Here is a 19,478-nt window from a genome sequence, read left to right on the forward strand (position 1 = left end):
GGCTGGATCGCGCTCCACAGCGGCCTCGCGGGCGGCGCCAACATCATCCTGATCCCGGAGCGTCCGTTCGACATCGCCAAGGTGTGCGCGCAGGTCGAGAGCCGCTTCGCGACGCACTACTCGCCGATCATCGTGGTGTCGGAGGGCGCGGTCCCCGCCGAGGGCGGCGACATGTCGCTGGTCAACGGCGAGAAGGACGCCTTCGGCCACGTCCGCCTCGGTGGGATCGGTGACCGCCTGGCGCACGAGATCGAGCAGCGGACCGGCAAGGAGGCCCGCGCCGTCGTGCTGGGCCACATCCAGCGCGGCGGCACCCCCACGGCGTTCGACCGCTGGCTCGCGACCCGGTTCGGCCTGCACGCCATCACGGCGGTGCACGAGGGCGACTTCGGCACGATGATGGCGCTGCGTGGCACCGAGATCGCCCGGGTGCCGCTGTCGGAGGGCACCGAGAAGCTCAAGACCGTGCGGCCCGATCTCTACGACGAGGTCGAGGTCCTCTTCGGTTGAGCCGCGTGCGGCTCACCGCCGTACGCTCGGCACATGAGCTCCCGTCCGGTCGAGAATGTCTGGGACTATCCGCGACCACCGTCGATCGAGCCCAGCGACGAGCACCTCGTCGTGACGCTGGGCGGGATGAGGATCGCCGACACGATGACGTCCTACCGGATCTGCGAGACGAGCCATCCGCCGACGTACTACCTGCCGATCGCGGCGTTCGCCGACGGTGTCCTGGTGCCGATCAACGGGACGACCTTCTGCGAGTGGAAGGGCGCCGCGTCGTACTTCGACGTCGTGACGCCCGACCGCACGATCCCGGCGGGCGCGTGGACCTACGAGAGCCCCACCCGGGGCTATGCCGACCTGGCCGGCCATGTCGCGATCTACCCGGGCAAGGTCGACGCCGCCACGATCGACGACGAGGTCGTGCAGGCGCAGGAGGGTGACTTCTACGGCGGCTGGATCACGTCCCGGGTGACCGGGCCGTTCAAGGGCGCGCCGGGGACGATGTCGTGGTGAGTCCACGCCCCGACGGCGTGTCATCGGCACTTCGAGGGCGCCGTATCATTGGCTGGTGAGCATTCCCAGCCTTGACGAACTCCACGCGATCGGCGCTGCCCAGCAGCCCACGTATGTCGATCAGTCCGCCCGCGACGCCGCGGTGCAGACCCTGCGCCGGATGCCGCCGCTGGTCTTTGCCGGCGAGTGCGACGCGCTGCGCGACCGGCTGGCCGACGTGGCACGCGGTGAGGCGTTCCTGCTGCAGGGTGGCGACTGCGCCGAGACCTTCGAGGGCGTCACGGCCGAGAACGTCCGCAACAAGCTCCGGGTCCTGCTGTCGATGGCGGTCGTGCTGACGTACGCCGCGAGCGTCCCGGTCGTCAAGGTCGGCCGGCTCGCCGGGCAGTACGCCAAGCCGCGCTCCAGCGACACCGAGACCCGCGACGGCGTGACCCTCCCGGCCTACCGCGGCGACGCCGTCAACGGCTTCGACTTCACGCCCGAGTCCCGGGCCCACGACCCGCAGCGGCTCGTCGACGTCTACCACGCGTCCGCGTCGACGCTCAACCTCGCGCGCGCCTTCACGACCGGCGGCTACGCCGACCTGCGCCAGATGCACGCGTGGAACACAGACTTCGTCAAGAACAGCCCCGTGGGGGAGCGCTACGAGCGCATCGGCGCCGAGATCGACCGGGCGCTGGCGTTCATGGACGCGATCGGCGTCGACCCCGACGAGTTCCACACCGTCGACTTCTTCTCCTCGCACGAGGCGCTGATCCTCGAGTACGAGCAGGCCCTGACCCGCATCGACTCGCGGACCGAGAAGCCGTACGACGTCTCGAGCCACTTCGTCTGGATCGGTGAGCGCACCCGTCAGCTCGACGGTGCCCACGTCGAGCTGCTGAGCCGCATCGCCAACCCGATCGGCGTCAAGCTGGGCCCCACCACGACCGCCGACGACGCGATCGCGCTCTACGAGAAGCTCAACCCCGAGCGGATCCCCGGCAAGGTCAGCTTCATCACCCGGTTCGGGGCCGGCAAGATCCGCGAAGGCCTGCCCAACCTGGTCGAGAAGGTCACCGCGGCCGGCATCGAGGTCGCGTGGATCTGTGATCCCATGCACGGCAACACGTTCGAGACCAGCAACGGCTACAAGACCCGCGAGTTCGACGACGTCATCGACGAGGTGCGTGGCTTCTTCGAGGTCCACCGCTCGCTCGGCACCTGGCCCGGCGGCGTCCACGTCGAGCTCACGGGTGACGACGTCACCGAGTGCGTCGGCGGCGGCGCGAAGCTGTCGGCCGAGGACCTGACCCACCGCTACGAGACGCTCTGCGACCCGCGCCTCAACCGCGCGCAGAGTCTCGAGCTGGCCTTCCTGGTGGCCGAGATGCTGTCAGGGCGTGGCTGAGGCCGCGTCACTTCTTGTACGGCTCGGGCGCGTGGACGGTGCCTTCGTTCGGTCGCTAGTCCTCGGGCTGGACCTTCAGGGTCAGCAGGGTCGTGGCCAGGGAGTCGTACTGGCCGCACAGCAGCAGGAGCTCGATCGTGTCGGGCTCGTCGAGGTGGGTCCGCAGCTCCGCCCAGGTGGCGTCGTCGAGGTTCTTGGTCTCGACCAACGACGTCGCCGCAGTCAGCAGCGCCAGTTCGCGGCGTGACCAGCCGCCCCATGCCAGGTCGTCCAGGTGGGCGATCTGCTCCTCGGTGACCCCGGCCCTGCGCCCGAGGCGCAGGTGGTGGCGACGTTCGTACTCGCAGTCGCGCAGCGTCGCGATGCGCAGGATCACGAGCTCGGACTCGCGGCGGGGGAGCCGCCCGCCGGGCATCAACCGGCCGCTGAAGTGCAGCCACGCGCGGAACAGTCGTCGCTGGCGGCCCAGGGTCGTGAAGACGTGCGGCTTGCTCCCACCGACGACCCGGCCGGCCAGGGTCGCGAAGGCGTAGTTGACGAGCCCGAGCTCGCGGAGGCCCCCCGGGGCGATCCGTGGTGGTTCCATGGCGGTCACTCTACGGGAAGTGATACGGACGTCTCAGTACGTCCGGAGGACTCGGCCAGCACCATCGCGACCAGGACGAACGCCCCGCCGATCAGCAGGCGCCAGCCCACTCCCTCATCGCCCAGGACGATCGCGAACGTCGCGGCGAAGACCGGCTCCATCGTCATGAGCAGGGCCGCCCGCGCGGCGTCGAGCTGGCTCTGGGCCCAGGTCTGCGCCAGCATCGCGACGGCGCCCGCCACGATGGCCATGTAGGACACCGCGACCCAGTCACCGGGACGGTCGGGCAGCGTCAGGCCGTGCGGTGTCGCGGCGACCAGGCTCACGAGGGCGATGACGCCCATCTGGATCGTCGCCATCGCGTACGCCTCGCGGGCCGTCGACCAGCGGGACAGCAGCACGATGTGGACGGCGTAGAGGATCGCGCAGACCAAGGTGATCGACTCGCCGAACCCGATCGACAGGCCGCGCAGGGACAGGATCCCGAGCCCGAGGGTCGACAGGACGACGGCCAGCCACACGGTCCGTGGCACCCGTAGCCCGAAGGCCGCCGAGGCGATGACCGGTGTCGCGACGACGTACAGCCCCGTGATGAATCCGGAGACGCTGGCATCGGTGTGCCCGAGACCCGTCGTCTGCAGGATCTGGGCGACGCCGTAGACCAGGCCGGCCAGCACGCTGCGGCGCCGAGCCAGGGGGCTGATGCGCGCGATGGCTCGCGGTGCGACGAGCAGCATGACGACGAACGCCATCGCGAACCGCACGGCGAGGAAGTCCGCGGCCGGCACCCGGTCCAGCAGGTCCTTGATGAGGAAGAACGTCGATCCCCAGACGGCGGTGACGCTCAGGAGCGCTGCCGCGGCGAGCCGCGGCCTCATTACAGGAAGGGGACCGAGGTGATGGTCACGGTCGAGCCCTTGCGGCGCTTGACCCCGCCGTTGGGGCTCTGCGAGGACACCGTGAAGTTGCCCGGCCCGAACGTGCGGACCTTGAAGCCGCGCTTCTCGAGGATCCGGGTCGCCTCGTCCCGGGGGCGGCCCTTGACGTCGGGCACGGCGACGAGCTCGGGGCCCTTGGAGACCGTCAGCGCGATCGTGTCGCCCTTGTAGCCCTTGCCGTCGGCCGGGTCCTGCGAGACGACGATGCCCTTCTTGACCTTGTCGTCGAACGCCGTGGAGGTCGTGACCAGGAAGCCCGCGCCCCTGAGAGCCGCGGTGGCCTCGTCGACGGTGCGTCCCACCTGGCTGTCGATCGCGATGGGCTTGGGGCCCTTGCTGACCACGACGGGCACCTTGTCACCACGCTTCAGCAGCGTGCTGGCGGTGACGCCGTCGGCCTTGACGATGCGGTTCTTGGGGACGTCCTCGTCGTAGGCGGTCGTCCGCTCGCCCAGCACCAGGTCGACCTTGGCCAGCTCGCGCTTCGCCTCGCTGAGCTTGAGTCCGGTGAGGTTGCCCTTCGGGATGCTGACCCGGTCAGGGCCCTTCGACACGACGGCCTCGATCGTGCTGCCGGGCAGGATCTTGTCCCCGGGACCGGGGTCGGTGCTGATGACGGTGCCGAGCGGATCGTCCTCGGAGAAGGTGCGCTCGACGACCTTGAACCTGAAGCCCTCGGCCTCGGCGTTCTGCCGCGCGACCTTCTCGGTGCTGCCGTTGAGCACGGGCGTGGAGGAGTAGCGCAGGTCGGTGTAGTACCACGTGAGGCCGCCGGCCAGCAGCGCGAGCAGGACGGCCAGGATCAGCAGGTTGCGGCCGCGACGTGAGTGCGGCTTGGCCGTCGCGCGGTCGTAGTCCTCGCGCGACATCTCGGGGTGGAGGCCCAGGGGCTTGGCGGCATCCCGGGCCACGACCGGCGGCGTGTCGGTCAGGCCGGCACTCCACTGCATCGTGTCGTCGGACGACCTGACCATCTCCGTCGGCGCGGAGCGCCCGGCCGACTGCGCGACTCCCGCGGCGACGGCGGCACGGGGCACGGAGACGGTCGCGGCTGCGTCCTGGTCGACACGTCCGCCCGGGGCGAGGTCCGCCACGAGCTCGGGATCGTCGGTCAGGCCCGCGCCGAGCGCCCGCTGGACCGAGCGGACCTGCTGGAGCATGACCCGGGCGTCCGTCGAGCGCTGGTCGCGGTCGCGCACCGTGGCGCGCGCGACGAGCGCGTCGACGTACGGCGGGATGCCCTGCTGGACGGTCGACGGGGGAGCGATGTCCTCGTGGACGTGCTTGTAGGCGACCTGGATCGGGGACTCGCCGGAATGGGGCTTGATGCCGGTCAGCATCTCGAAGAGCATCGCCCCGCAGGCGTAGACGTCGGAGCGGGCGTCCGCGCCGTCGTTGGTGACGATCTCCGGAGCGAGGTAGGACACCGTGCCGATCAACGTGCCGCCGGTCGCGGTCGTCGCGGCGCTGACGGCGCGGGCCAGGCCGAAATCGGCGACCTTGACGTCCCCGTCGGGCGTGATGAGGACATTCTCGGGCTTGACGTCGCGGTGGATGATGCGCGCTGCGTGAGCGGCGGACAGGGCGATCAGCACCTGCTCGAGCAGCTCGAGCGCGCGGTAGGGGGTCATCGGCGACTCGGCGCGCATGACGTCGCGCAGCGTGTGGCCGGGGACGTACTCCATGACGAGGTAGGTCACCTCGCCGTCCGTGCCCTGGTCGAAGACCGACACGACGTTGCGGTGGTTGAGCTTGGCCGCAGACTTGGCCTCGCGGACGAACCGCTGGGTGAACTGCTGGTCGTCGCCGAGACCGTGGTGCATGATCTTGATCGCGACCTCGCGGTCGAGCCGCTGGTCGGTCGCCTTGAAGACGCTCGCCATGCCGCCACGGGCGATGCGTTCGCCGATCAGGTAGCGCTCGCTGAGGACACGCCCGACGAGGGCTTCGTCGCCCGTCAGTGCCACGCCAACCCTCCCTCGTCATGCAGGGCACGGTCGTGACCCTCAGAGCAGTCTAGTGACTGTGCCACATCGGTCCGTGACCTGCGTCGACGCGTGTCACATCTGTCTCGTGATGTCGCGCACGACGCGGCATGCGCCACGATGTGTCCATGAGGCGGTCGACGGGGTGGCAGGTGCTCGGGATCCTCGTCCTCGTGACCGCCGTCCTCTGGGGCGTGGGCCGGGTGGGCCCGGACCCGGATCGCCCGGCGGCGGAGGCGGGTACGTCGCAGCTGCCGGCGCAGGCGCGGGACACGCTCGCGCTGATCGATGCCGGTGGGCCGTTCCCGTACCACCGCGACGGCGCCGTGTTCATGAACCGGGAGCGGCTGCTGCCCCGCCACGAGCGGGGGTTCTGGCGCGAGTACACCGTGCCGACGCCGGGGGAGAGCGAGCGTGGTCCGCGGCGGCTGGTCGTGGGCGAGGACGGCTCGGCCTACTACACCGCGGACCACTACCGATCGTTCCGCCAGGTCAGGGAGGCGGCCCCATGACCGCGACGTACGACTCGCTGCTCGCGGGCACGACCACCCCGGGGCTCTACGTGTGGCGGGGGGACCCGGCGCGGGACCTCGGCCGCGAGGCCGAGGGGGCGGGCTGGCGTGTCCTGTCGCTCGACACGCGGGACGTGGCGTCGGTCGAGCAGTTCTGGGACGCGGTGGCCGCGGGCTGGTCGCTGCCGGAGTGGTTCGGCCGCAACCTCGACGCCCTGTTCGACGCCCTCGCCGACCTGACCGGGATGCCGGTGGTGCTGGTCTGGGACGGCCTCGGCCGCGTGTCGGACATCGACCCCGTCCTCGTGGAAGCGGTCGTGGACGTGCTGCGGGACGCCAGTGGGCAGGCGGCGGCGTTCGCCGTCGTCGTGCGCGGCGAGCCGGGGGTCAGCGGGCTCGACGGGTTGCGGTGAGGGCCAGCGGCCCCAGCACGTCCCGCGCGCCGAGGCGGTCGATCGCCGCATCGGCCGCGTCCTCGAGGCGGGAGATGTCCGCCTCGACGGCGTCCAGCGCGCCGCACGCGCGGATCAGCTCGGCGACCGGACCGACGCCGTCGACCGTGCCCAGACCCTCGGCGAGCAGGGTGCGCCCCGCCTCGTCGGCGAGCTCGAACGCGCGGGCGACCAGCACGGTGCGCTTGCCCTCGCGCAGGTCGTCGCCGGCGGGCTTGCCCGTGACCGCTGGATCGCCGAACACCCCCAGCACGTCGTCGCGGAGCTGGAACGCCTCGCCGAGCGGGAGGGCGACCTCGCTGAGGCCCGCGACGAGCTCGGGTGAGCCACCGGCCAGCGCGGCACCGATGTGCAGCGGGCGCTCGACGGTGTACTTGGCCGACTTGTAGCGCACGACCAGCATGGCCTCCTCGACCGACAGGGACGCGCGGGTCTGCCCCGCGACGTCGAGGAACTGGCCGGCGACGACCTCGGTCTTGCAGAGGTCGAGGAAGCCGAAGGCCGCGCGGGTCGTCGGGAGGTCGCTGGACCGGAACAGCTCGTCTGTCCACGACAGGAGCAGGTCGCCCAGCAGGACGGCCGCGGAGGCGCCGAAGCCGGCGGCGTCGCCGTGCCGGTGCTCCGCGACGTGTCGCGCCTCGAAGTCGCGGTGGACGCTGGGACGCCCGCGGCGGGTGTCCGACCCGTCCATCAGGTCGTCGTGCACCAGGGCACTGCCCTGGAGCCACTCGAGCGCTGCGGCGGCCCGCACGATCGCCGGCTCGTCCGGGTCCCCGCCCGCGACGAGCCAGCCGGCGTAGCAGAACTGCGGCCGCAGCCGCTTGCCGCCGGCGACGAAGGCGATGGCCGCGTCGGCCAGGGCGTCCAGGTCGGGTCCGAGAGGTGACAGCACGGCGCGCTGGGCGTCGACGAACTCCGTCAGGGTGTGATCTATCCGCGTCCTGAAGCCGGGAAGATCCGCGCGAGTCGTCACATCTGGAACGGTATCGTTGGCGCATGAGCACCGAACACCAGTCCCTGGTCGCCGCCCTGCGCGCGCCCTCGCCGTGCTGCTCGTTCGAGTTCTTCCCGCCCAAGGACGACGACGGCGAGGCGGTGCTCTGGCAGACCATCGCCGACCTCGAGCCCCTCGACCCGACCTTCGTCTCGGTGACCTACGGCGCCGGCGGCACGAGCCAGGAGCGGACCGTGCGCATCACGGCCCGCATCGCCGAGCAGACGTCGATGCGTCCGGTCGGGCACCTGACCCTCGTCGGGCAGACCCGCGGCGAGATCGAGTCGGTCCTCAAGCAGTACGCCGCGTCCGGCGTCGACAACGTCCTGGCGCTGCGGGGCGACCCCAAGGGCGGACCGCGCGCCCCGTGGGAGCCGCACCCGGACGGCATGACGTACGCCGTCGACCTCGTCGAGCTCGCGTCGCAGATGGGCCTGTTCGAGATCGGCGTCGCGGCGTTCCCCGAAGGTCACCCCGACGCGGAGAGCCTCGACCGCGACGCCGAGGTGCTCGTCCAGAAGGCGCGGGCCGGCGCCCAGTACGCCATCACGCAGCTGTTCTTCCGCGCCTCGGACTACTTCGGGCTGGTCGACCGCGTCCGGGCGCTCGGCAGCGACATCCCGATCATCCCGGGCATCATGCCGATCCTCAACTTCGCGCAGGTCGCCCGGATGGCCGAGCTGTCGGGGGCCGAGATGCCCGCCGAGGTGCTGGCGGAGATCGACCCGATCCGTGACGACAAGGTCGCCGTCCGGGCCAAGGGGATCGAGCTCGCGACGCAGCTGTGCCGGGACCTGCTGGCCGGCGGGGCGCCGGGGCTGCACTTCATCACCCTCAACCGGTCGAAGGCGACCCGGGAGATCTTCGAGCGACTGCGCGCCGAGGGCCTGGTCTGAGCTGACGCCTCAGCGGGGCGCGGGGCCGATGTCGCCCGCGATCGCTGCGGTCGCCATGCCGATCGCCTCGAGCGAGCCGCCGGGGTGGGCATGCGCGCCGGCGAAGTAGAGGCCGCCGCGGGGCGCGACGCCCGGCAGCTCCAGCGCCGTGGTCCACGTGTTCCACGCCCAGCCCCAGTGGCCCAGGCCGACGAGCTCGGTCGGCGGCAGGTCGGTCCGCACCAGCACGTGGGGACGGAGATCGATCCCGGACCGGGCGAGCACGTGCAGCGGGTCCTCGCCGCTGCGGTGCTCGATCGTCCACGCGACGCCGTCGGCCGACCACAGGCGGATCGGCGGGTTGGCGTGCACCAGCACGTCGTGCGGCAGCACCGGGGCGTCGGGTCCCAGCGCGACCAGCGTCCGGGACGCCGGGATGACCGGGAGCATCGGGACCGGCGGCAGGGGAGCGGGACGGTTCGGGGCGCACCAGACGACGACGTCGGCCGAAAGGGCGCGGCGATCCGTCACGACCGTCCGGACCCGGCCGGCGTCCAGCACCAGCTCGTGGGCAGACTCGCGGAGCTGGACCGTGACGCCGCGCTCGACCAGACGCTGCTCGAGGGCGGCGGCGAGGGCCGGCCGGCCGCCCTCGAAGCGCCAACGCCCGAACGACCGCTCGACGTGGTGGGCCACCGCCACGAAGCCCGGGGTCATGCGCCGGTCCTGCCCCGCGAGGCGCACCGGGTCGAGGACGATCTTGGCGAGGCGTGCGTCGGCGAGCTCACGGTCGAGCCCCTTGACGGTGCGCCGCGGGTGAAGCGTCCGACGGAGCTGCCGGTCCACGGCGGCCTTGCCCGCGAACACCTGGTCGAGCGCCGTGCGCCGGATGACGTCCCACTGGTCGCCGAACCGGTCCAGCCAGGGGGACCACTCGTCCTCCCCGAAGGCCTCCACGACGGCGTTGTGCTGGTCGCCGCGGCTGCCGAGCGGGAGATCCAGCACCGTACGGTCCCCGAAGACGTGGCGGCGACCGGCGACCTGGGTCAGCCCGAGCACGTCCTCCAACGGCCGCCCGGACTTGCGGAACAGGTCGCGGAAGACCCCCGGCAGCGTGACGGTGTCGGCATCGAGCTGCCAGGTGCGGTCGCCCACGCGGTGCCCGTGGAGCCGCCCGCCGAGGCGGTCACCGGCCTCGACCAGCGTGACGTCGTGCCGCAGCTTGGCCAGCCGCGCAGCGGCTGACAGTCCGGCGAACCCGCCACCCACGACCACGACGTTCGCCATGCGCGCACCCTACGGGGTGCGACGGGCCCGGCGGCGTCGTGCCGTGCGAACGAAGCGCCAGGAGCAGCGCGGTGAGGAACGCCTGCCCGTCCCCGGCGCGTCGCCGCCGAGCTGGTACGCGACCAACGCTCCGACGGTCGGCCGCACGACGGTCGACACCGAGTCCCACACCGAGTCGAGCCACGGGACCTTGTCGACGACGAGCTCGACCGTGAACATCAGCAGGCTGACACCAGCACGTCCGTGCGACCCAGCAGGGCGGGGACGACGTCGGTGTCGGTCAGGCGCTGGACCAGGCCGAGCACGGCGACCGTCGCATACGCGTTGACGCCACTGGCCCAACCGCTCGAGAACACGAGTGCCGCGAGGTCCATGACCGGACGCTACCGGGAAGCCGCTCCGGGCGCTGTGGCACAGTGTCCGTCATGGGTCCCGTCCGCTCCGAGCTGATGTGGCAGGCCGTCGTCGACGCGGTCGCGATCGCCGGTGCCGGTCAGCTGCTCGACGTCCTCGACCTCGGTGGCGGCACGGGCGGTGACGCGGTGCACCTGGCTCGGCTCGGCCACCGGGTCACGGTCGTCGACCCGAGCCCCGACGCGCTGGCGTCCCTGCACCGCCGTGGCATCGAGGCGGGACTGCCCGAACCGGTCCGCGGGGTCCAGGGTGACTCCGGCGACCTGCTCGACCACGTCGAGCCGGCGTCGTTCGACCTCGTGGTGTGCCACGGCGTGCTCGAGCACGTCGACGACCCGGCGCTGGCTCTGGACACCGTCGCCACGGCGCTGCGCCCCGGGGGCCATGCCAGCGTCATGGTCGCGGGCCGCAACGCCGCGATCGCCGCCCGCGCCCTCGCCGGCGACTTCGTCACGGCGCACACCCTGCTCGGACGCACGGTCGACACGTGGGACCTGCGCTCGATGGGCCCACGCCGGTTCGCTCCGGCCGAGCTCGAGGCGCTGCTCTCGTCGCACGGATTCGTCACGGTGCGGACCAACGGGGTGCGGGTGTTCGCCGACCTCGTCCCCAGCGCGATCGTCGACATCGAGCCGGGCGCGAGGGACGCGTTGTACGCCTTGGAGCGTGAGCTGCGTTCGTCCAGCGAGTTCTCAGCCCTTTCCGCTGGCTTGCAGTCGATAGCCCGCCTAGACTTGCCAGCAGCAGCAACACCCGATCCAGGAGGCAGAAGTGCCGCTCTCTGATGAAGAGGCCCGATTGCTCCACCAGCTGGAGCAGTCGCTGGCCGCCGAGGACCCCGATTTCGCGTCGACCCTCCGTGGGTCGAAGTTCATGGCACACAACCGTCGTGTCGCGCTGCTGGCTGTCCTCGGCTTCATCGGTGGTCTGGTCATGCTCTTCGCCGGTGCGGTCTCCAAGATGACCTGGCTGGGTGTCCTGGGCTTCCTCGCGATGCTCGGCGCGGCCTACCTGTTCACGATCGCGTGGAAGCGCGGGATCGGTGGCCGGGACGAGGTCGCCACCGGACCGTCCGGCAAGTCCAGCCGGTCGGGACGATCGCACCGACCCGGCAAGCAGTCCGGCTCGTTCGTCGACCGCATGGAGGAGCGCTGGCAGCGCCGCCGGGACGGGGACGAGCGCTAGAACGGGCCGGGGGACCGGATTTCCCTCCACTTCGCTCCACTTGCACGCTGACCGCCCCCACGGGGGCGGTTTTTCTTTGCCCTGACGCGGAATCCGGCGTCTTCCACCACGGTGGGGGGCGCCCTTCGGCATACCCGAAAAAGGTGCTCGAATGTGCACCCAGTGGGGGAACGTGGAGTACAGTGGGGCGAAATGGAGCAACTGCCCGGCGATGAGGAGGAGCGAGGTGAACCCGGATGTGTCCAACTTCTTCGGCACCTACACCCCTCGCCTCGACGACAAGGGCCGGCTGTTCCTCCCCGCGAAGTTCCGCCCCCGCCTGGAGACCGGCATCGTGCTCACCCGCGGGCAGGAGAACTGCATCTACGGGTGGACGACCGAGGCGTTCAACGCCTTCACGGACCGCATCCGCAACACGCCTTTCACCAACCAGGCGGCGCGCAACTTCAACCGCATGTTCTTCTCCGGAGCCTCCTCGGAGGTGCCGGACAAGCAGGGTCGTGTCTCGATCCCGTCGGTGCTGCGCACCTGGGCGCAGCTCGACAAGGAGTGCACGGTCGTCGGTGCGATGGATCGCATCGAGATCTGGGACTCGGGTCGATGGGACGAGTTCTCCGCGGCCCAGGAAGGCCCGTTCGCGGACATGTCGGAAGAAGTGATGCCCGGCATCTTCTGACGCTCGTGCGGCGAGATCTGCGCCCGCGTGGTTCTGACATCACTTCCCCGGTGTCAGACCCAGCGGTCGCGGATCTGGCCACACGACAGGACCGGGCACACCAGCACCACGAGATCGAGGACAGGAACCGATGAGGATCGAGCAGGGCACCAGACGCGTACGGCACGAGGTGGCCGACGGCGTCCGGGTCATGGCCTTCTCCCTCGCCGCGTCGATCGCCCTCGCCGTCGCGATCGCCGTCGGGCTGGGCCTGTTGTGAGCGAGGCGAGCCACGTCCCGGTCCTGCTCGGGCGCGTCCTCGACCTCCTGGCCCCGTCCCTCACCGGTGATCGCCCCGTCGTCGTCGATGCGACGCTCGGGCTGGGCGGTCACACCGAGGCGATGCTGAACCGGTTCGAGGACCTCCACGTCATCGGGATCGACCGCGACCCCGAGGCGCTGGCCCGGGCCGGGGCCCGGCTCGCGCCGTTCGGCGACCGCGTGACGTACGCGCACGCGGTCTACGACGAGATCGCCGACGTCGTCCGCGACGCGGGGTTCCGGACGGTCGACGGCGTGCTGTTCGACCTCGGGGTGTCATCGATGCAGCTCGACCTCGCCGACCGCGGCTTCGCCTACGCGCAGGACGCCCCGCTCGACATGCGGATGAACCCCGAGGACGAGCTGACCGCAGCCGACGTCCTCAACACGTACACGTCCCGCGAGCTCTCGAAGGTCCTGCGGGAGTACGGCGAGGAGAAGTTCGCCAAGCGCATCGCCGACGCCGTCGTGCGGGAGCGGGCCACCGAGCCCTTCACCACCAGCGCGCGGCTGGTCGACCTGATCCGCGACTCCATCCCGCAGGCCGCACGACGGACGGGTGGCAACCCGGCCAAGCGGACGTTCCAGGCGCTGCGCATCGAGGTCAACGACGAGCTCGGCGTCTATCGGCGCGCGCTGCCGGCCGCGCTCGAGGCGCTGGCACCCGGCGGACGCGTCGTCGTGCTGGCCTATCACTCGCTGGAGGACCGCATCACGAAGCGGGCCCTCACGGAGGTCACCACGACCGACGTCCCGCGGGACCTGCCATTCGTCCCCGAGGGGCACGAGGCCAAGTTCCGGCTCGTGACCCGTGGCGCCGAGATGGCGACCGAGCAGGAGATCGAGGACAACTCCCGGGCCCGGTCGGTCCGCCTCCGCGTAGCAGAACGGATCACCGCATGAGCTCGACGACCTCCTTCGCGCGGGCCTTCGCCCCCTCACCGAGCCGGATCGACGACGCCAAGGCCGCCGGCCTGCGCCTCGTCCGCCCGGTCCGCAGCCGCGCCCGCAAGGCGCCGTTCGTCGTCGTGGTCATGACGATCCTGTCGATCGGCCTGGTCGGGCTCATCATCATGAGCACGGTCCTTCAGGCGCAGTCCTTCGAGGCCGCCCGGCTCGACCAGCGGGCCGCGCAGCTCAAGACGCAGCAGCAGGCGCTGGCGCGTGACGTCGACCGCATGCAGAGCCCGGCCAACGTCGCCGCCCGCGCGGTGCAGCTCGGGATGGTCCCCAACGCCAACCCGGCCTTCCTGCGGCTGTCCGACAACAAGGTCCTCGGCAAGGCCGAGCCCGCCGTCGCTGGCAGCAACATCGGGAGCGTGACGCGATGACCCAACGGCAGCTGCTCACCCGCCGCCGGCTCCGCTGGTGCCTCGTCATGGTGCTGGTCGTGTTCGGCCTGTTCGGCGCCCGGCTGTTCCAGATCCAGGGGATCGACGCCAGCGCGTACGCCGCTGCGGCCGTCAACGCGGGAACCGCGACGTCGACCGACCCCGCACCCCGCGGCACGATCCTCGACCGCAACGGCGAGGCGCTCGCCACCAGCGTCGACGGGCTGACCCTGACGGCGGACCCGAGCATGACGGCCGACACCGCCCCGCAGATCGCCCGCATCCTGCACGAGAAGCTCGGCAACCGGATCGACTACTTCGAGACGATCGACAAGCTGCGCAAGCCCAAGTCGCGCTTCGTCTACCTCGTGCGCGACGTCCCGAAGTGGACCGCGGACAAGGCGCTCGACGCCGTCGCGAAGGCCGGGCTGACCGGCGTGTTCAGCGAGAAGGAGACCCTGCGGTCGTACCCGGGCGGCAAGCTCGCGGCGAACCTCCTCGGCTACGTCAACGGAGCCGGCAAGGGCGTCGCGGGCCTCGAGCAGCAGTACGACAAGACGCTGACCGGCACCGACGGCTCGAGCACGTACGAGGTGTCGCCGACCGGACAGCGCATCCCCATGGCCGACAGCACGGTCAAGGAGATGGTCCCGGGCAGCAGCGTCAAGACCACGATCGACCGTGACCTGCAGTGGTACGGCGACCAGCGCCTCGCCGACGCCGTGCAGGAGTCGAGCTCGGACTGGGGCCTCGCGATCACGATGGACGTCAAGACGTGCCAGATCGTGCAGATGTCGCAGGCGCCGACGTTCAACGCGGACGATCGCACCGGCATGACCGACGACAAGACCGTGTCGCGTGCGGTGCAGAACGTCTACGAGCCCGGCAGCGTGCTCAAGACCGTCACGATGGCGTCGCTCGCCGATCGGGGCAAGGTCTCCTCGAGCACGCCCATCGTGGTGCCGTCGAGCATGACGATCGACAAGTTACGCATCGGCGACTACTGGCAGCACGGGACGATCCACCTGACCGCTGCCGGCGTCATCGCGCTGTCGTCCAACCTCGGCACGATCGTCGCGGCCAAGCAGATGAGCGACCAGGTGCAGTACGACTACCTCCGCAAGTTCGGCTTCGGCCAGAAGACCGGCGTCAACCTGCCGGGGGAGTCGAAGGGCATCCTCCCGAACGGCGACGAGTGGACCGACTCCAACAAGGCCACGATCTCGTTCGGGCAGGGCATCTCGGTCACCGCGATGCAGATGATGCGGGCCGTGGGTGCGATCGCCAACGCCGGCAAGATGTGTGACCCGACGGTCGTCTCCGGCACGGTCGACGGCGACGGCAACGAGACCAAGACCCCGGTCGCGGCGAGCCACCGGGTCGTCTCGAAGGACGCCGCGGCGACCGTGACCCGCATGATGGAGGCCGTCACGGCTCCGGACGGCACCGCCCCGGCGGCAGCCATCAAGGGCTACCGGGTGGCCGGCAAGACCGGCACCGCGTGGCGCGTCGACCCCGCGACGGGGCGCTACATCCGCGGGCAGAACACCGTGTCGTTCATGGGCTTCGCCCCGGCCGACAACCCGCGGTTCCTGACCTACATCGTGCTCGACAAGCCGTACAGCAACGCGGGTGGTGGCTCGACCGCCGCTCCGGTCTTCCACGACCTGATGTCGATGGCGCTTGAGCGCTTCGGCGTCGCGCCCAGCGGCTCGAAGAGCCCCAAGGTCGCACAGGAGTGGTAGGCGGCACGCGCTCGTTCCTCGCGCTCGCTTCGCTGCTCGCAGGGCTCGCAGCGGGCCGCCTGTCCGGCTCCGCCGGACCATGGTCACGACGCTGACGCGTGGGTTGCGCCGGGTGACGCTTGGGTTGCGCCGGGTTACGCGTGGGTTGCGCCGGTTGACGCGTGGGTTGCGGATTCTGATGATTCGTTGCAACCCGCGCGTCAGGGGCTGCAACCCACTCCTCAGCGGGTGTAACCCTCCCCTCAGCGGGCGCAACCCACGCGTCAGCGGTCGTGGCGTGGGCGTCAGCGTTGGGTAGGGTTCGGGGGTGACTGAGAGCATGCGGGTACGACCTCGGGAGACGCCGCGCTGGACCCTCGCCGAGCTGGCTGCGGAGCTCGACGCCACCGCCACCGGGGACGCCGTGGTGACCGGCATCGCGCTCAACACCGCGCACCTGCTCGAAGGGGACCTGTACGCCGCGCTGCCCGGGGCCAACGCCCACGGTGCGACGTACGCGGGTGTCGCCCGCGACCGCGGCGCGAGCGGGGTGCTGACCGACGCCGAGGGCGCCGCGCTCGTCGGCGACCTCCTCCCGGTCGTCGTGGTCGACGAGCCCAGGCGGCTCCTCGCCGAGCTCAGCGCCACGTTCTACGGCCATCCGGCCGAGTCCTTCACGACCCTGGGGGTCACCGGCACGCAGGGCAAGACCACGACGACGTACCTCGCCGAGGCCGCGCTCGGCGATCACCCGTCGGCCGTCGTCGGCACGATCGGCACGCGGATCCGCAGGACCCCGGCCGCCTCGACGCTCACGACGCCCGAGGCGCCGCAGCTGCAGGCACTGTTCGCGGTGATGCGCGAGGAGGCGGTCGAGGTGTGCGCCATGGAGGTCTCGAGCCACGCGCTCGTGCAGGGGCGGGTCGCCGGGTTCACGTTCGACGTCGCGGTGTTCCTCAACCTGGGGCGGGACCACCTCGACTTCCACACCGACCTCGAGGACTACTTCCTCGCCAAGGCCGCGCTGTTCACCCCGCAGCACGCCCGGCACGCCGTGATCAACGTCGACGACGCCCACGGTCGCCGGCTCCGTGAGCTGACACCGCTGCCCGTCACGACGTTCTCGACCGACGGCAACCCGGCCGACTGGCGGGCGGTCAACATCCGGCCCCACCGCCTCGGGACCGACCTGGAGGTCCTCGGCCCCGACGACGTGGCGGTCGACCTCTCGGTGCCGCTGCCGGGTGTCTTCAACGTCTCCAACGCGCTCGCCGTGATGGCCGCGCTGGCGCAGGCGGGGCACGACCCCGCCGAGCTGGCCACCGGGATCGCGGCCAGCACCGGCGTGCCGGGCCGCATGGAGCGGGTCGACGCGGGTCAGCCGTTCACGGCGCTGGTCGACTACGCCCACAAGCCCGACGCCGTCACGGCCGTGCTGACCGCGCTGCGCCCGGTGACCGCGGGACGGCTCATCGTCGTCATCGGCGCCGGGGGAGACCGCGACCACGGCAAGCGCCCCATCATGGGCGAGGTCGCAGCGCGCCACGCCGACGTCGTCATCGTCACCGACGACAACCCCCGCAGCGAGCGGGCCGCGACGATCCGCTCCGCCGTCATGGCGGGTGCCGCCGCGGGACCCGGACTGGCGATCGAGGTGGCGGGCCGCCGTGAGGCGATCGCCCAGGCCGTCGCGATGGCGCACCTCGGTGACACCGTCGTCGTGGCCGGCAAGGGCCACGAGCGCGGCCAGGAGGTCGACGGCGTCGTGCACCCGTTCGACGACCGGGAGGTCCTGGTCGAGCTGATCGGGGAGCACGCATGACCCCGTTCACGCTGCAGGAGATCGCCGACGTCACCGGTGGCGCGGCACGCGGCGAGGCCATCGTCTCGTCCCCGGCGACGATCGACTCGCGTGCCGTCGTCCCCGGCGGCCTGTTCGTGGCCCTCGCGGGGGAGCACGTGGACGGGCACGACTACGTGCGGGCCGCGATGGACGCCGGAGCGGCAGCCGTCCTGTCGAGCCGCCCGGTCGACGCCCCGGGGGTGCAGGTCTTCGACGTCACGAGGGCGCTCGGTCTGCTGGCCAGTGAGAACCTGCGCCGGATCAGCGCGCCCGTCGTCGGCATCACGGGCTCGCAGGGCAAGACCAGCGTCAAGGACCTCGTCGCCCACGTCCTGGAGCGATCGGGACCCACGGTGTCGCCGGTCGGCTCGTTCAACAACGAGCTGGGCGTCCCGCTGACGGTGCTGCGGGCCAACGCCCACACGGCCCACCTGGTCGTCGAGATGGGCGCCCGGGGGATCGGCCACATCGCCGACCTGTGCCGCATCGCCCCGCCGACGATCGGCGCGGTCCTCAACGTCGGTCACGCCCACGTGGGGGAGTTCGGGTCGCCCGAACGCATCGCCGAGGCCAAGGGCGAGCTCGTCGAGGCGCTGCCCCGTGACGGGGTGGCGGTCCTCAACGCCGACGACCCGCTCGTGTCGGCCATGGCCTCCCGCACGTCCGCGCGGGTCCTCACCTTCGGCCGTACCGGCGATGTCGCCCTCGGCCGGGTGACCCTCGACCCTGCGGGCGAGCCCCGGTTCGCCCTGGCGCACGACGGGGTCGTGGTGGACGTGCATGTCCCGCAGATCGGCGCGCACCACGCGATCAACGCCGCGGCCGCCGCCGCGATGGCGCTGGCCTCGGGCGTCCACCTCGAGGAGGTCGCCGCCCGGCTCTCCACCGCCGTGGCCGCCTCGCCGATGCGGATGGAGCGGCGCGTCCGCGACGACGGGCTGGTCGTGGTCAACGACGCCTACAACGCCAACCCCGAGTCGATGGAGGCCGCCCTGCGTGCCATCGCGGCGATCGGCGACGGTCGGGCCATCGCGGTGCTGGGGGAGATGCTCGAGCTCGGGGACGACAGCGTCGACTCCCACGTACGCATCGGGCGCCTGGCGGCCGAGCTGGGTTTCGTCCGGGTCGTCGCGGTCGGCGAGGGCGCACGCGGCATCGCCGTGGGCGCCGGCGGAGTCGGCGAGCTGGTGGCCGATGTCGATGAGGCCACTCTCACACTCTCCGCGAGCCTGTCAGGGGACGAGGTCGTTCTTGTGAAAGCATCGAGGGGCGGCCGGCTCGAGCGAGTCGCGCACGCCCTGCTGCAGGGCTGACGACATACTCGACGGAGCAGGTCGAGAACACCGCCGAAAGGATCCACCAGTCGATGAAGGCCATCCTGATCGCGGGAGCGCTGTCGCTGCTGGTCACCCTGATCGGCACCCGGTTCGCGATCTCGGTCCTGGTCAAGCAGGGCTACGGGCAGCTGATCCGCGACGACGGCCCGACCTCGCACCACACCAAGCGCGGCACGCCCACGATGGGCGGCCTGGTCGTCATCCTCGCGGTCGTGCTCGGCTACTTCGCGGCCAAGCTCTTCACGGGCCTCACGACGGACTTCGAGCCCGGCTGGGGACCGAGCGCCTCGGCGCTCCTGCTGCTGTTCCTCTTCGTCGGCCTCGGGGTCATCGGCTTCCTCGACGACTTCATCAAGGTCTCCAAGCAGCGCAACCTCGGCCTGCGCAGCAAGGCCAAGCTCATCGGCCAGACGGTGGTCGGCCTCGTCTTCGCGGGGCTCGCGATCGGCTGGGAGGACGACACCGGCCGGACGCCCATCACCCACGGCATCTCGTTCACGCGCGACATCGACGGGTTCAAGCTGCCCACGATCCTGCTCGTGATCTGGGTGCTGGTGCTCGTGGCGGGTGCCAGCAACGGGGTCAACCTGACCGACGGCCTCGACGGTCTGGCGGCCGGGGCCTGC

22 protein-coding genes and 1 pseudogene are annotated in these 19,478 nt (G+C 71.2%); 16 read left to right on the forward strand and 7 right to left on the reverse strand.

The genetic code is table 11. The annotated features are described in order from the left end of the window. From JWQ91_RS11995 to JWQ91_RS12005, 3 genes are all read left to right on the forward strand, one after another. Positions 1–510, forward strand: a 510-nt coding sequence (locus JWQ91_RS11995) for a 6-phosphofructokinase (RefSeq protein ID WP_297784225.1), incomplete at its 5' end; no start/stop codon positions are given. 33 nt (positions 511–543) lie between these two features. Further along, the gene (locus JWQ91_RS12000) at positions 544–1,020 is read left to right on the forward strand and encodes a DUF427 domain-containing protein (RefSeq protein ID WP_297784228.1); all 477 of its coding nucleotides are present in this window, start codon (positions 544–546) and stop codon (positions 1,018–1,020) included. Between the two features lie 52 nt (positions 1,021–1,072). Beyond that, the gene (locus JWQ91_RS12005) at positions 1,073–2,413 is read left to right on the forward strand and encodes a class II 3-deoxy-7-phosphoheptulonate synthase (RefSeq protein ID WP_297784288.1); all 1,341 of its coding nucleotides are present in this window, start codon (positions 1,073–1,075) and stop codon (positions 2,411–2,413) included. A 55-nt stretch (positions 2,414–2,468) separates the two neighbouring features. Here the strand turns inward: JWQ91_RS12005 and JWQ91_RS12010 are convergent, their stop codons facing one another. The 3 genes from JWQ91_RS12010 to pknB are packed head-to-tail and all read right to left on the reverse strand — an operon-like array spanning position 2,469 to position 5,904. Then, positions 2,469–2,999 carry a carboxymuconolactone decarboxylase family protein gene (locus JWQ91_RS12010; RefSeq protein ID WP_297784231.1) on the reverse strand — a complete coding sequence of 177 codons (531 nt, stop codon included), beginning with the start codon at positions 2,997–2,999 and terminating at the stop codon, positions 2,469–2,471. A 5-nt stretch (positions 3,000–3,004) separates the two neighbouring features. Then, complete coding sequence (locus JWQ91_RS12015; protein WP_297784234.1) at positions 3,005–3,877, reverse strand: DMT family transporter; 873 nt, start codon at positions 3,875–3,877, stop codon at positions 3,005–3,007. After that, positions 3,877–5,904 (reverse strand): Stk1 family PASTA domain-containing Ser/Thr kinase, encoded by a 2,028-nt coding sequence (gene pknB, locus JWQ91_RS12020; protein WP_297784237.1) that lies wholly within the window; start codon positions 5,902–5,904, stop codon positions 3,877–3,879. The genes JWQ91_RS12015 and pknB overlap by 1 nt, the downstream gene beginning before the upstream one ends. Positions 5,905–6,050: 146 nt before the next feature. Between pknB and JWQ91_RS12025 the strand changes: the two genes are divergently transcribed. Both JWQ91_RS12025 and JWQ91_RS12030 read left to right on the forward strand, forming a co-directional pair. Then, positions 6,051–6,434 carry a ribonuclease domain-containing protein gene (locus tag JWQ91_RS12025; RefSeq protein WP_297784241.1) on the forward strand — a complete coding sequence of 128 codons (384 nt, stop codon included), beginning with the start codon at positions 6,051–6,053 and terminating at the stop codon, positions 6,432–6,434. Beyond that, a complete protein-coding gene (locus JWQ91_RS12030; RefSeq protein WP_297784244.1) occupies positions 6,431–6,847 on the forward strand; it encodes a barstar family protein in 417 nt (138 codons plus the stop codon). The genes JWQ91_RS12025 and JWQ91_RS12030 overlap by 4 nt, the downstream gene beginning before the upstream one ends. On the opposite strand, the gene JWQ91_RS12035 is transcribed toward JWQ91_RS12030, so the two are convergent. Next, a complete protein-coding gene (locus JWQ91_RS12035; RefSeq protein ID WP_297784246.1) occupies positions 6,822–7,859 on the reverse strand; it encodes a polyprenyl synthetase family protein in 1,038 nt (345 codons plus the stop codon). The two genes, JWQ91_RS12030 and JWQ91_RS12035, sit on opposite strands and share 26 nt — an antisense overlap. A 23-nt stretch (positions 7,860–7,882) precedes the next feature. On the opposite strand from JWQ91_RS12035, the gene metF reads away from it, so the two are divergent. Further along, the gene (gene metF / locus JWQ91_RS12040; protein WP_297784249.1) at positions 7,883–8,776 is read left to right on the forward strand and encodes a methylenetetrahydrofolate reductase [NAD(P)H]; all 894 of its coding nucleotides are present in this window, start codon (positions 7,883–7,885) and stop codon (positions 8,774–8,776) included. A 9-nt stretch (positions 8,777–8,785) separates the two neighbouring features. Here the strand turns inward: metF and JWQ91_RS12045 are convergent, their stop codons facing one another. From JWQ91_RS12045 to JWQ91_RS12055, 3 genes are read right to left on the reverse strand one after another with little or no spacing between them, the layout of a single operon-like run. Further along, positions 8,786–10,042, reverse strand: coding sequence for an FAD-dependent oxidoreductase (locus JWQ91_RS12045; protein WP_297784253.1), 1,257 nt, complete (start codon positions 10,040–10,042; stop codon positions 8,786–8,788). A 9-nt stretch (positions 10,043–10,051) separates the two neighbouring features. Continuing rightward, a complete protein-coding gene (locus JWQ91_RS12050) occupies positions 10,052–10,261 on the reverse strand; it encodes a DUF4126 domain-containing protein (protein ID WP_297784257.1) in 210 nt (69 codons plus the stop codon). Next, a complete protein-coding gene (locus JWQ91_RS12055; protein ID WP_297784259.1) occupies positions 10,261–10,416 on the reverse strand; it encodes a hypothetical protein in 156 nt (51 codons plus the stop codon). Before JWQ91_RS12055 ends, JWQ91_RS12050 begins: the two co-directional genes overlap by 1 nt. A gap of 51 nt (positions 10,417–10,467) precedes the next feature. On the opposite strand from JWQ91_RS12055, the gene JWQ91_RS12060 reads away from it, so the two are divergent. The 10 genes and pseudogenes from JWQ91_RS12060 to JWQ91_RS12105 all read left to right on the forward strand — a co-directional run. Beyond that, entirely contained in the window at positions 10,468–11,241 is a 774-nt protein-coding gene (locus JWQ91_RS12060; RefSeq protein WP_366521382.1) for a methyltransferase domain-containing protein, read from the forward strand. Between the two features lie 13 nt (positions 11,242–11,254). Beyond that, entirely contained in the window at positions 11,255–11,641 is a 387-nt protein-coding gene (locus tag JWQ91_RS12065) for a DUF3040 domain-containing protein (protein ID WP_297784264.1), read from the forward strand. A gap of 211 nt (positions 11,642–11,852) precedes the next feature. Next, positions 11,853–12,317: a division/cell wall cluster transcriptional repressor MraZ gene (gene mraZ / locus JWQ91_RS12070; protein WP_297784267.1), complete on the forward strand. Its 465-nt coding sequence runs from the start codon at positions 11,853–11,855 to the stop codon at positions 12,315–12,317. Positions 12,318–12,447: 130 nt separating this feature from the next. Continuing rightward, positions 12,448–12,576 carry a hypothetical protein gene (locus tag JWQ91_RS12075; protein WP_297784271.1) on the forward strand — a complete coding sequence of 43 codons (129 nt, stop codon included), beginning with the start codon at positions 12,448–12,450 and terminating at the stop codon, positions 12,574–12,576. After that, positions 12,573–13,520 carry a 16S rRNA (cytosine(1402)-N(4))-methyltransferase RsmH gene (gene rsmH, locus JWQ91_RS12080; protein WP_297784274.1) on the forward strand — a complete coding sequence of 316 codons (948 nt, stop codon included), beginning with the start codon at positions 12,573–12,575 and terminating at the stop codon, positions 13,518–13,520. The genes JWQ91_RS12075 and rsmH overlap by 4 nt, the downstream gene beginning before the upstream one ends. Next, positions 13,517–13,948 carry a hypothetical protein gene (locus tag JWQ91_RS12085; protein WP_297784277.1) on the forward strand — a complete coding sequence of 144 codons (432 nt, stop codon included), beginning with the start codon at positions 13,517–13,519 and terminating at the stop codon, positions 13,946–13,948. The genes rsmH and JWQ91_RS12085 overlap by 4 nt, the downstream gene beginning before the upstream one ends. Next, positions 13,945–15,693 carry a penicillin-binding protein 2 gene (locus JWQ91_RS12090; RefSeq protein ID WP_297784279.1) on the forward strand — a complete coding sequence of 583 codons (1,749 nt, stop codon included), beginning with the start codon at positions 13,945–13,947 and terminating at the stop codon, positions 15,691–15,693. The genes JWQ91_RS12085 and JWQ91_RS12090 overlap by 4 nt, the downstream gene beginning before the upstream one ends. Before the next feature lie 319 nt (positions 15,694–16,012). Continuing rightward, positions 16,013–17,494 (forward strand): UDP-N-acetylmuramoyl-L-alanyl-D-glutamate--2,6-diaminopimelate ligase, encoded by a 1,482-nt coding sequence (locus JWQ91_RS12095; RefSeq protein ID WP_366521383.1) that lies wholly within the window; start codon positions 16,013–16,015, stop codon positions 17,492–17,494. Next, positions 17,491–18,828: a UDP-N-acetylmuramoyl-tripeptide--D-alanyl-D-alanine ligase gene (gene murF / locus JWQ91_RS12100; protein WP_297784285.1), complete on the forward strand. Its 1,338-nt coding sequence runs from the start codon at positions 17,491–17,493 to the stop codon at positions 18,826–18,828. The genes JWQ91_RS12095 and murF overlap by 4 nt, the downstream gene beginning before the upstream one ends. 53 nt (positions 18,829–18,881) lie before the next feature. Next, positions 18,882–19,478 (forward strand): annotated as a pseudogene (locus JWQ91_RS12105) (phospho-N-acetylmuramoyl-pentapeptide-transferase); the annotation flags it as partial.

The sequence above is a fragment of the Aeromicrobium sp. genome (genome assembly GCF_025965075.1).
Taxonomy (GTDB): domain Bacteria; phylum Actinomycetota; class Actinomycetes; order Propionibacteriales; family Nocardioidaceae; genus Aeromicrobium.

Coding starts and splice junctions, on each gene's coding strand:
- JWQ91_RS12000 (WP_297784228.1), top strand. CDS start 544: ATGAGCTCCCGTCCGGTCGAGAATGTCTGGGACTATCCGCGACCACCG.
- JWQ91_RS12010 (WP_297784231.1), bottom strand. CDS start 2,999: ATGGAACCACCACGGATCGCCCCGGGGGGCCTCCGCGAGCTCGGGCTC.
- JWQ91_RS12015 (WP_297784234.1), bottom strand. CDS start 3,877: ATGAGGCCGCGGCTCGCCGCGGCAGCGCTCCTGAGCGTCACCGCCGTC.
- JWQ91_RS12025 (WP_297784241.1), top strand. CDS start 6,051: ATGAGGCGGTCGACGGGGTGGCAGGTGCTCGGGATCCTCGTCCTCGTG.
- JWQ91_RS12030 (WP_297784244.1), top strand. CDS start 6,431: ATGACCGCGACGTACGACTCGCTGCTCGCGGGCACGACCACCCCGGGG.
- metF (WP_297784249.1), top strand. CDS start 7,883: ATGAGCACCGAACACCAGTCCCTGGTCGCCGCCCTGCGCGCGCCCTCG.
- JWQ91_RS12045 (WP_297784253.1), bottom strand. CDS start 10,042: ATGGCGAACGTCGTGGTCGTGGGTGGCGGGTTCGCCGGACTGTCAGCC.
- JWQ91_RS12050 (WP_297784257.1), bottom strand. CDS start 10,261: ATGTTCACGGTCGAGCTCGTCGTCGACAAGGTCCCGTGGCTCGACTCG.
- JWQ91_RS12055 (WP_297784259.1), bottom strand. CDS start 10,416: ATGGACCTCGCGGCACTCGTGTTCTCGAGCGGTTGGGCCAGTGGCGTC.
- JWQ91_RS12060 (WP_366521382.1), top strand. CDS start 10,468: ATGGGTCCCGTCCGCTCCGAGCTGATGTGGCAGGCCGTCGTCGACGCG.
- mraZ (WP_297784267.1), top strand. CDS start 11,853: ATGAGGAGGAGCGAGGTGAACCCGGATGTGTCCAACTTCTTCGGCACC.
- JWQ91_RS12075 (WP_297784271.1), top strand. CDS start 12,448: ATGAGGATCGAGCAGGGCACCAGACGCGTACGGCACGAGGTGGCCGAC.
- JWQ91_RS12085 (WP_297784277.1), top strand. CDS start 13,517: ATGAGCTCGACGACCTCCTTCGCGCGGGCCTTCGCCCCCTCACCGAGC.
- JWQ91_RS12090 (WP_297784279.1), top strand. CDS start 13,945: ATGACCCAACGGCAGCTGCTCACCCGCCGCCGGCTCCGCTGGTGCCTC.
- JWQ91_RS12095 (WP_366521383.1), top strand. CDS start 16,013: ATGCGGGTACGACCTCGGGAGACGCCGCGCTGGACCCTCGCCGAGCTG.
- murF (WP_297784285.1), top strand. CDS start 17,491: ATGACCCCGTTCACGCTGCAGGAGATCGCCGACGTCACCGGTGGCGCG.